This is a genomic window from Pseudomonadota bacterium, from assembly GCA_030775045.1.
Classification (GTDB): Bacteria; Pseudomonadota; Alphaproteobacteria; order JALYJY01; family JALYJY01; genus JALYJY01.
Window position 1 is genome coordinate 1 of the sequence record JALYJY010000064.1, and the last position, 10,393, is coordinate 10,393.

Annotated in this window: 6 protein-coding genes and 1 pseudogene; 1 reads left to right on the forward strand and 6 read right to left on the reverse strand. The window is 62.1% G+C overall.

Translation table 11 applies throughout. The annotated features are described in order from the left end of the window. Positions 1-218 precede the first annotated feature (218 nt). Complete coding sequence (gene rpoD, locus M3O22_06545; GenBank protein MDP9196405.1) at positions 219-2,231, reverse strand: RNA polymerase sigma factor RpoD; 2,013 nt, start codon at positions 2,229-2,231, stop codon at positions 219-221. A gap of 133 nt (positions 2,232-2,364) precedes the next feature. Further along, positions 2,365-4,197: a DNA primase gene (dnaG, locus tag M3O22_06550; protein ID MDP9196406.1), complete on the reverse strand. Its 1,833-nt coding sequence runs from the start codon at positions 4,195-4,197 to the stop codon at positions 2,365-2,367. A gap of 177 nt (positions 4,198-4,374) precedes the next feature. Between dnaG and M3O22_06555 the strand changes: the two genes are divergently transcribed. Further along, entirely contained in the window at positions 4,375-5,880 is a 1,506-nt protein-coding gene (locus M3O22_06555) for a VWA domain-containing protein (protein ID MDP9196407.1), read from the forward strand. Positions 5,881-6,049: 169 nt separating this feature from the next. Here the strand turns inward: M3O22_06555 and M3O22_06560 are convergent. The 4 genes and pseudogenes from M3O22_06560 to recF all read right to left on the reverse strand — a co-directional run bounded on the left by M3O22_06560 (position 6,050) and on the right by recF (position 10,326). Beyond that, positions 6,050-6,477, reverse strand: a pseudogene (locus M3O22_06560) (ACT domain-containing protein). Positions 6,478-6,484: 7 nt separating this feature from the next. Continuing rightward, positions 6,485-7,837 carry an acetyl-CoA carboxylase biotin carboxylase subunit gene (accC, locus tag M3O22_06565; protein ID MDP9196408.1) on the reverse strand — a complete coding sequence of 451 codons (1,353 nt, stop codon included), beginning with the start codon at positions 7,835-7,837 and terminating at the stop codon, positions 6,485-6,487. A 12-nt stretch (positions 7,838-7,849) separates the two neighbouring features. Beyond that, positions 7,850-8,287, reverse strand: coding sequence for an acetyl-CoA carboxylase biotin carboxyl carrier protein (gene accB / locus M3O22_06570; GenBank protein ID MDP9196409.1), 438 nt, complete (start codon positions 8,285-8,287; stop codon positions 7,850-7,852). A gap of 884 nt (positions 8,288-9,171) precedes the next feature. Continuing rightward, complete coding sequence (gene recF / locus M3O22_06575) at positions 9,172-10,326, reverse strand: DNA replication/repair protein RecF (GenBank protein ID MDP9196410.1); 1,155 nt, start codon at positions 10,324-10,326, stop codon at positions 9,172-9,174. Between the last annotated feature and the right edge of the window lie 67 nt (positions 10,327-10,393).

Sequence of the window (10,393 nt, forward strand, 5' to 3'; positions counted from 1 at the left end):
TGGCACGATGCCATCACATATCCGTTTGAGGGGAGTGCGGCGGCAAAAGAACAGACGGACAGAATCTTCCGGTACGCCATGGATATTGTCAGGACGTTGCCACGATATTCCGTGTCCATGACCCGGCTGGATCATGTGCGGACATGTATCCTGCAGGGCAGGTCCGCCCGTTCAGGGCCTCCTGCAGCAATCCCGGAACCATAAAGTGCTGTGACAGACTACCTGTCTTCCAGGAAGCTGCGCAGTTTGCGGCTGCGGGAGGGGTGTTTCAGCTTGCGCAGGGCCTTGGCCTCGATCTGGCGGATACGCTCGCGCGTCACGCTGAACTGCTGGCCCACCTCTTCCAGGGTGTGGTCCGTGTTCATGCCGATGCCAAAACGCATGCGCAGGACGCGTTCCTCACGCGGGGTCAGGGATGACAGCACCCGCGTGGTGGTCTCGCGCAGGTTGCCCAGAATGGCGGCGTCGAGGGGCATGACCGCATTCTTGTCCTCGATAAAGTCGCCCAGGTGTGAATCTTCCTCGTCCCCGATCGGCGTCTCCAGACTGATGGGTTCCTTGGCGATCTTCAGGACCTTGCGGACCTTTTCCAGCGGCATCATCAGGCGCTCGGCCAGTTCCTCGGGCGTGGGCTCGCGGCCGATCTCGTGCAGCATCTGCCGGCTGGTGCGCACCAGCTTGTTGATGGTCTCGATCATGTGCACGGGAATGCGGATCGTGCGGGCCTGGTCGGCGATGGACCGGGTGATGGCCTGCCGTATCCACCAGGTGGCGTAGGTGGAGAATTTATAGCCGCGGCGGTATTCGAACTTGTCCACCGCCTTCATCAGGCCGATGTTACCTTCCTGGATCAGGTCCAGGAACTGCAGGCCGCGGTTGGTGTATTTCTTGGCGATGGAGATGACCAGGCGCAGGTTGGCCTCGATCATTTCCTTTTTGGCGCGGTTGGATTCCCGCTCGCCCTTCTGGACGGTGGAGACGATGCGCCGGAATTCGCCCACAGGCATGCCGACCGCGTCCGCCAGGCTGGCGATTTCCCTGTGCAGTTTCAGTATCTCGGGCTTTTTTTCCAGGAATTTCTGCCAGGGCTTTCCGGGCAGTTTTTTCAGGCTGTCCAGCCAGTCCGGGTTCTGTTCGCTGCCGTAATAGCGGTTCAGGAATTCCTCGCGGCCCACCTTGCTGTCCACGGCGAGGCGCAACAGCTTGCCCTCCAGCCCCATCAGCTTGCGGTTCAGGCCGTACAGCTCTTCCAGAAGCTGTTCAATACAGCCGTTGCTAAGGCGGATTTTCTCGAACTGCCGGCGCAGGTCCTGTTTCAGGCTTTCGTATTTCTTGTCATGGCCCTTTGGCGCAGGGGCGCCTTTTTTCAGGGCGTTCAGGCTTTGCTTCCAGGATTTCAGCATCCCTTCATAGATAGGCAGGATGCTGTCAAAGGCTTCCAGAACCTGGGGCAGCAGGGCCTGTTCCATGACCGACAGGGAGACGCCGGCTTCCTCGTCATCTCCTTCGCCTTCACCCTCGCCACCTTCGGCGCCTTCCCCGGCTTCGTCCTCTTCCTCGTCCATGCCATCGGAGAGGTCGCCTTCGCCCGGTCCTGTGCCGTACGTAGCCTCCAGATCCAGGATGTTCCGCAGATGGATGGTCCCGGCCGCCAGGGCGTTGCGCCATTCAGAGATGGCGATACAGGTCAGGGGTGATTCGCAGATCGAGCCGATCATCATCTCGCGGCCGGCCTCGATCCGTTTGGCGATGGCAATTTCCCCCTCACGGGAGAGAAGTTCCACTGCACCCATCTCGCGCAGGTACATGCGGACGGGGTCATCCGTGTGGCTGACCTCGCTGTCGCTCAGATTGCCGGAGGTGCGCTCGCCGTCCCCGGCGGCGTCTTCCTGGTTCCGGGGGTCGGCAGCGGGCTCTGCTGTTTCGGCCTCTGCTTCTTCCTGGTCCTCGGCCTCGGCGATGCTGATGCCCATGTCGGACAGCAGGGCCATCACGTCCTCGATCTGCTCGGACGATGACTTGTCCGGGGGAAGGATGGTGTTCAGCTCGTCATAGGTGATATAGCCGCGTTCCTTGCCCCGGGCGATCAGCTTCCTGACCGCCTGGGCGGACATGTCCAGGACCGGGGCCTCGGACGCAGCCGCAGAAGCCGCAGCGCCAGCGATATTGCGCTTCTGCTGCTTCTGCTTTTTTGCTTCCGGTTTTGAACCGGCTTTTTTCTTGCCTGCCATCAGCCCGTGTCCCTGTTATCCCAATCCGGGGTATGAACCCCTTCCCCTGCAGAAACGCAGAACCAGCCCTTCGGGTCCTTGCCAGAATACCGGAACGTGCTTTTTATTACATGTTCTGTTCCGTAGCAACCGCTTACTGAGGGTCCGTACTGTCCGTCCCCCCGGATCCCTGCCGCATTTCATCCCCCAGAAGGACCAGCCGGGCCAGTTTTTCCGCGTCCATATCCTGCGCCAGCGTCTCCCGGGCCCGGTCCATGTCCTTTTTCAGCTGTTCCCTGCGCAGCAGGTCCCAGGTGTGGAGCCAGCCTTCCCTGGCCTCGTCCTCCGAAGCGCTGGCCGAAGCAAAACGGGCATGAATGCCCGCCCCGCTGTCCACAGCTTCCTGCAGGGCCTGCGCCAGTCCCATTCCTTCCAGTTGGTGTCGCAGAGCCGCGGTTTCAAGGTCCGGATTGGCCTCCAGGAGTCCCACCAGGGCTGCCCGGAGGTTCTCTGCCGGGCCGGGGTCAAAACTGACCGAGGCCAGCGATTCGGCCACCTCGGCAAAAAGAGCGGGATAACGCAACAGCGTGGCCAGCAGGACCCGCTCCCGCTGTTGCTGTGCCCGGACCGGCAGGACCCGGGTGACAGGTCCCCGGCTGGCTGCTGGTGTGGGTTTTTTGCCGGGACCAGAGAACCGGGCCGCCGGACGCCAGCCAAAGGCCGCGTCCAGTCGCCGGCGCAGGTCCTGGCGGTAAAAGGACTGGACGGCGGGGTCGGCGATGCGGCTCACCTGCTGTTCCAGCGCCTGGCGCAGGCCGGCCTTGCCTTCGGGCGTGTCGGTCTTTTTCCTGGCTGTTTCCATGTCCCACAGCACATCGGCCAGTGGTCGTGCGCTCTCCAGGACAGATTTCATGGCTTCGGCGCCCCGCTTGCGAATCAGGCTGTCCGGATCCTCCCCCTGCGGCAGGAAGGCCACGCGCAGGGACTGGTCCGGTTTCAGCAGGGGGATGGCCCGCTCCACAGCCCGGAACGCCGCTTTCTGGCCCGCACTGTCCCCGTCCAGGCACAGGACCGGGATCCGGGGCGGCATGGGGTAAAGTTTCCACAGGACGTCCAGCTGGGTTTCGGTCAGCGCCGTACCCAGCGGGGCCACCGCCCCCTGGAAGCCGGCCCGGACCAAGGCAATCACGTCCATGTACCCTTCGGCCACGATGACCGGCTGGCCATCCGCGGCGGCCTGCCGGGCCCGGGACAGGCCGTACAGCAGGCTGCCCTTGTGGAACAGCGGCGTGTCGGGCGAGTTGATGTACTTGGGCCCGTCCCCCTCGATCAGGCGGCCACCAAAAGCCACCACCCGGCCCCGGCGGTCAGCCACGGGGAAAATCACCCGGTTGCGGAAAAAGCTGTAGGGTTCCCGGCCGTCCTCCGGCTGTTTCAGAATCCCGGCTTCCAGCATGTGGTGGGCAGGGAATTTCTGGCTGGCCAGCGCCTGGCGCAAGGCGCTGCCGTCTGCCGGGGCGTACCCAAGCCTGAAGCGGGCGATGGCCTCATCATCCAGTCCCCGGCCGCGCAGGTACTCCAGCGCCTGCCTGCCCGCCGGCGCATACAGCTGTTTTCCGAACCACACCGTGGCCTGCTCCAGCAGGTCATGGAGGGATTTGTGCCGCTCGTGCTGCTGCCGCTCGGCGGCGGAGGGGCGGGGGACTTCCAGTCCGGCTTCGGCCGCCAGCTGCTCCAGCGCTTCCGGAAACGCCAGATTGGCGATGCGCATGGTAAAACCGATGACGTCCCCGTGGGCGCCACAGCCAAAGCAGTGGAAAAAGCCCTTCTGGTCGTTGATGTAGAAACTGGGAGTTTTTTCGTTGTGGAACGGGCAGGGGGCCTTGTACTCGCGCCCGGCGCGGGCCAGCCGCACCTTTCGTCCCACAACAGACGACAGCAGCAGGCGGGAGCGCAGCTCGTCCAGAAAACCCGATGGAAATGCCATAATGCCTGATCTATCCGATTCCCGGTCCGGTCTCAATAAAAAGCCATTTTTGGGTTAATCACAGGCACCCTTACCTCTCTCTCAGGGGGAGAGGTAAAGATGTCATAAGCCCTGTTGCCACGGACCTGCACAGAATCTACGATCAGGTTTCCCGATACCCGTCCGGAGGCCGGAACCATGCGTCCCCTGTTCCCCGCTGCCCTGTGCGTCGTGCTTCTCGCCCTGCCTGCGATAGCTCAGACTCCGCCGGTCGCGCAACAAAAACAGCGGGGCAAAATCTCGGCCATCCTGGTACTGGACGCCTCGGGCAGCATGTGGGGGCAGGTCGATGGCACGCCCAAAATGGACATCGCGAAACAGGTTGTTGCCGGCATGCTGGGTACCTGGAACCCGCAGGATGATCTGGGTCTGGTGGTCTATGGCCACCGGAGCAAGGGCGAGTGCACGGACATCGAGACGCTTCTGTCCCCGGGTCCGGTGACGCCGGACTTTCTGGCCCGGGTGAACGCCATCAGCCCGAAAGGCAAGACCCCGCTGGCCGACTCGGTCAAAAAAGCCGCGGAAGACCTGAAGTACACAGAGAACAAGGCGACGGTCATCCTGCTGACCGATGGTCTGGAAACCTGCAATCCCGACCCCTGCGGCGTTGCGAAGACCCTGGAAAAAACCGGCGTGGACCTGACCGTTCATGTGATCGGTTTTGATGTAAAGGACAGCGAGACCGGGCAGCTGCGGTGCATGGCGGAAAGCACAGGCGGGCTCTATCTGCCGGCGGCCAGCGCGGCCCAGCTGCAGAAGGCCCTGCAGACTGTGGTGGTGCGCGAGACTCCGCCCGCACCCGCTCCAACTTCTGTGCCAAAGCCTGTAGGGGAGCAGAAACCGGCTGTTCCCGCTGTCAGCCTTTCCCTGACACCGGCCCAGGTGCCGCTGTCCGGGGCCTTTTCCGTGTCCTGGACGGGACAGGCGGGATCGGGAGATTTTCTCCAGATCATCCGTCCGGCAGCAGAAGGACGGGCGGAACAAACCCTGTTCAGCAGCGATGTCCTGAAAACACCACCCGTCACCCTGAAGGCTCCGGAATGGGCCGGTGTGTACGAAGTCCGGTACATCCACGGCGCCACACAGGCCGTGGCGGGCCGGGCGTCCCTGGCGGTCCGGCAGCCGGAAGTAACCCTCGCAGTCCCGGCGGCTGTTGTGGTTGCAGCTCCGTTCCAGATCACCTGGACAGGGCCCGGCAATGCGGGGGATTACGTGACTATCGTGAAGGCTGATGCCCCGGTGGGCACTTGGCTGTCGTACCAGGAAACGGCCCGGGGTAATCCCCTGACCCTCATGGCGCCGGACCAGCCGGGGACGTGGGAGCTGCGCTATTCCACGGCAAAAGGCAATATTCTGGCCCGGCAGGCCATCACCGTGGCGCCGGTTTCAGCCACAATATCCGCCCCGGCGGCTGTCAGGGCCGGAGAGGCTTTCCAGGTGACATGGATGGGGCCGAACTACAAGGGTGATTACGTGACCATCGTCAAGGCCGGCGCGCCGCAGAAAACATGGCTGTCATATCAGGAGACCAGCCGTGGCAATCCCGTCACCCTGAAAGCCCCGGCCCAGCCCGGCGCCTATGAGGTCCGGTATTCCCTGGCGTCCGGCACGGTTCTCGTCCGGGTTCCGGTTGCGGTGCGGTAAACGGGATTTCGTAAAACGCCCCGGCTTATCCTGTCATCCTGAGCGCAGCGTCACCCAGTGACGCGAAGTCGAAGGACCTGTTTTGTGCAAAAGATCCTTCAGTCGCTCTGACACGTTCCTTCAGGATGACAGGAAGTCTATCTTCCCGAAAGTGAGAGTAAGAATGCTGTCACGGTGCAGGATCTGACAGATCTTTCTTTGCTTCCTGCGCCATGTTCACCAGCAGGCGAACGGCTTCTTCGGCACGGTTTTCGGGAACGAAGAGGTGATCATGGTAAAAAGCCGAAACGGGATTGACGCTGATGCCTGCAGCGGCAAGACGGGTTGTCAGGGCCGCAAGGAATCCCACCGCTTCCAGCGAGGAGTGGACCGTCATTGTAATCATCCGGCTGGGATAGATGTAATTCAGCCCGGCGGCCTTTAACTGGTCTGCCAGAGGGCAATGACCGCAAGCCCCTCTTCCTTCCGGTACAGCATGATGGGGATCACGTTTTAGGGAACAGGAACTTGGCCCAGGGACAGAAAGCCGTACACGCCCTCCCGCAATGCCGGAGACATGGTAGCCAGAAGTTTTTTCAGGTCGGTTTCGCCGGACATCTCCTGCTCACCCCTTCTGCTCTTCCTTCGCCAGGAAGCGTTCCAGCCAGTGGATGGTGTAGTCGCCGTTGATGAAATCCGGCTGGTTGATGATGCGGGCGTGCAGGGGCAGGGTGGTTTCCACGCCGCCCACCACGAATTCCTCGATGCAGCGGCGCAGGCGCAGCAGGCACTCGTTCCGGTTGGTGCCATGCACGATCAGCTTGGCCACCAGGCTGTCGTAGTGGGGCGGGATGCGATAGCCGTCGTACAGGGCGCTGTCCACCCGCACACCAAGGCCGCCCGGCGCATGGAATTCCGTGACCTGGCCGGGGGAGGGGATAAAAGTCTTCGGGTTTTCCGCATTGATGCGGCACTGGATGGCGTGGCCCTCGAAGTGGATGTCTTTCTGTTTAAATCCCAGCGGTGCGCCTGTGGCCACGCGGATCTGTTCCCGCACCAGGTCGATGCCGGTGATCATTTCCGTGATGGTATGTTCCACCTGCAGGCGGGTGTTCATCTCGATGAAATAGAACTTCCCGTCCTCGTACAGGAATTCCATGGTGCCCACGCCGCGATAGCCCATGTCGCGCACGACCTTTGCCGCCAGCTCGCCGATGTATTTGCGTTCCTCCGCGTTCAGGGCGGGGGACAGGGCCTCCTCCACCACCTTCTGGTGGCGGCGCTGGATCGAGCAGTCGCGCTCGCCAAAGTGCACCGCGTTGCCATGGGTGTCGCCCAGCACCTGGATCTCGATATGGCGCGGCCGTTCCAGGTACTTTTCCATATAGACCTGGTCGTTGCCGAAGGCGTTCTTGGCCTCCGAGCGGGCAAACTGGTACGCCTCGGCCAGGCCTTCGGCATCGCGGGCCACCTTCATGCCCTTGCCGCCGCCACCGGCCGCCGCCTTGATCAGCACGGGATAGCCGATGTCCTTTGCCAGTCTTTGGGCTTCCTCCAGCGTTTCCACGGCTCCTTCCGATCCGGGAACGCAGGGCAGGCCCAGGCGGAGGGCCGTACGTTTGGCTTCCACCTTGTCACCCATGATGCGGATGTGCTCCGGCGCAGGGCCGATAAAGGTATAGCCGTGCTCCTCGACCATCTGGCAGAATTTCGCATTTTCGGCCAGAAAGCCGATGCCAGGGTGTATGGCGTCCGCGTGTGTGATTTCTGCTGCTGCCAGCAGGGCCTGGATGTTCAGATAACTGTCTTTGGCCAATGGTCCGCCGATACAGACGCTTTCGTCCGCCAGGCGCACGTGCATGGCGTCAGCGTCGGCCGTGGAGTGGACCGCTACTGTGCGGATGCCCATCTCGCGGCAGGCCCGGTGGATCCGCAGGGCAATCTCTCCCCGGTTGGCAATCAGGACCTTTTCGAACACGGACAGTCCCCCTTACTCGATAGTCATGAGGGGTTCGCCAAACTCGACCGGCTGGCCGTTGGAAATGTGGATGTTCGTCACCGTCCCGCCCTTCGTGGCCTTGATGGGGTTCATGACTTTCATGGCCTCGATGATCAGCAGGGTCTGGCCCGGCTTCACCACATCGCCCTGTTTGACGAAAGTGGCGGCGTTCGGCTCGGGGGACAAATAGGCTGTCCCCACCATGGGGGACGTGACAGCGTTGGCGGAAACCGGTGGCGCTGCAGCAGGCTGGGCCGCGGCAGGAGCGATAGCAGCAGGGGCGGGCGCCGCAAAGGTCACAGCGCCACCACCGCGGGTCACGCGGATACGCCGGTCACCCTCGGTGTACTCGATTTCTGTCAGGTCCGCTTCCTTCAGAAGCTCTGCCAGTTTCCGGATGGAACCGCCGTCGATATCAAACGAAGCCATTCAGATCAGTCCTTGCTGTTGCATAACCCTAACCGGGACGGGTGATTGCTGCGTCGTTGCGGTCCTCAAATCCTCACGTACATCAATGTACGCTCCGGTTTTTCGGTCCTCTCTCCTGGCACTCCCCTCGTCCCGGCGGGTTCTGCAGGAGGTTTATGCAATGCAGGCTGCCCGGACGGGGCCGGTGTGGTGAGGATTCAGCCTGTCATCGTAAAAGGAAAGGGCTTTATAGCACGGCTGTGCGCAACATCAAACCATCAGATGCTGAAGGAACTATACCGGATATCCCGGTTCATGAAACACGCAGTTTTTGGCACAAACTGCTCAGGGCATGGGAGCCCGGAGGGCTGGCAGGAGGTCTTCTGGAGAAGGGGCAGGTAATGGTTCGAATCCGCGTGCGATAAATGTGAAGAGGAGCCTGATTTCACCAATCCTGCAGTTCAAAGTCTGGGCCATGCGCCTGTAAAACACATCTGCGCCAGATTCTCCGGCCGACTGGCATGTATAGACAAACCTCAACCGGTCCGAGAACTTCAGCCGTTTTTCCCTTTCCATAAAATCCAGCTCAATCTTGAGCAGAGCGGTTTTTATGAGCTTTCTTCCGGGAAGGTCTGCAGACGGGACAGATCCGGATCCTTCAAAAAAGGCTTTCCAGGCTGGAGAAAGCCCCTGTTTCCACGCTGCAATGGTATTCCAGCGGGACAGGCAGCTTTCCCTCAGCTCTTCTGCCGTTGCCTTGAGTCGTGCAGCGGCTTCAGCCCTGATTCCGGGATCAAATATTTCTTCTGGCTTTACATGGCTCATGTTTCAGATTTCTTGAAGTTGTTCCAGTTTCTGCAGTTTGCCATCTTTCAGGGAAAGTAATTAAATTTTCTTCACATCAATCAGGCAACCAGTTCAGAGCCTGCTGTCGAAGTAACCACCTTCTCGCCGCCCACATCCAGAAGCAGGGACTGGCTGCGGATTTCATCGAAAACCCCGGCGTCAGTGCCTGTCATCCACACCTGCACGCCCAGCGACAGGATGGCCTCGAACAAGGCCGAGCGCCGGTGTGCGTCCAGGTGGGCCACCACCTCGTCCATCAGCAGGACGGGGGCGCGGCTGCGACTGGCCTTCAGCAGGCGGGCGTGGGCCAGGACCAGTGCCACCAGCAGGATTTTCTGCTCGCCGGTTGAGCACAGCTCCGCCGGCATGTCCCGGTCCACATGGCGCACCCGCATGTCGCTGCGGTGGGGTCCGGGCGTCGTCCCGTCACCTTCCCCGCCGCCGCGGGCAGCGGCCAGTGCCTCGCGCAGGCGTTGCTCGGCCTCCAGCGCCGGCATGGTGGCCAGCCAGTCTTCCGGCGTACCGGACAGGTTGACGGACAGGGCTGGAAAAGGGCCCTTATATGTGCTGCAGACCGAATCCAGGTTCTGGACCATGTCCAGCCGGGCGGCGGCCATAGCTGTGCCCGTGGTGGCCATCTCGTCCTCCAGCGCTTTCAGCCAGACCGGGTCCGGACGGACAGAGTCCCGTAAAAGCCGGGAGCGTTCGCGCAGGGCCTTGTCATAGCGGCTGATGCGCCCCGCATGGGCAGGGTCAAAGCTGAACACCAGACGGTCCAGAAAGCGCCGGCGCTCGGACGCGCCTTCCTGGAACAGGCGGTCCATGGCGGGGGTCAGCCAGGCCATGGCCAGATGGTCCGCCAAGGCGTTCTGGTTATGGACCGGCTGGCCGTTGATGCGCACCAGCCGCCGCTCTGCAGGCCCGGTGGCTTCGGGATCCCGGCCGGTGCCGATATCCACAGTTCCATGGGCATTGCAGACTGTGGCCGCCACGCCCCAGGACAGGTGCGGCGGCGATCCCAGGCGCTGGAGATTGGCCAGCGGGGCCCGGCGCAGGCCCCGCCCCGGGGACAGCAGGCTGACCGCTTCCAGGATGTTGGTTTTTCCGGCCCCGTTGGGTCCTGTCAGGACTATGGGACGGCTGTCCGCCTCGATCCGCACGGCTTCCCAGGAACGGAATGCGGTCAAGGTGAGGCGGTTGACGTATAAGGACAAGAGGCCCGTCTCACACCCGCATGGGCATCAGAACGTACAGCGCCGAATTGTCCGCCGAGTCCCGCAC

Coding starts and splice junctions, on each gene's coding strand:
- M3O22_06555 (MDP9196407.1), top strand. CDS start 4,375: ATGCGTCCCCTGTTCCCCGCTGCCCTGTGCGTCGTGCTTCTCGCCCTG.
- accB (MDP9196409.1), bottom strand. CDS start 8,287: ATGGCTTCGTTTGATATCGACGGCGGTTCCATCCGGAAACTGGCAGAG.
- rpoD (MDP9196405.1), bottom strand. CDS start 2,231: ATGGCAGGCAAGAAAAAAGCCGGTTCAAAACCGGAAGCAAAAAAGCAG.
- dnaG (MDP9196406.1), bottom strand. CDS start 4,197: ATGGCATTTCCATCGGGTTTTCTGGACGAGCTGCGCTCCCGCCTGCTG.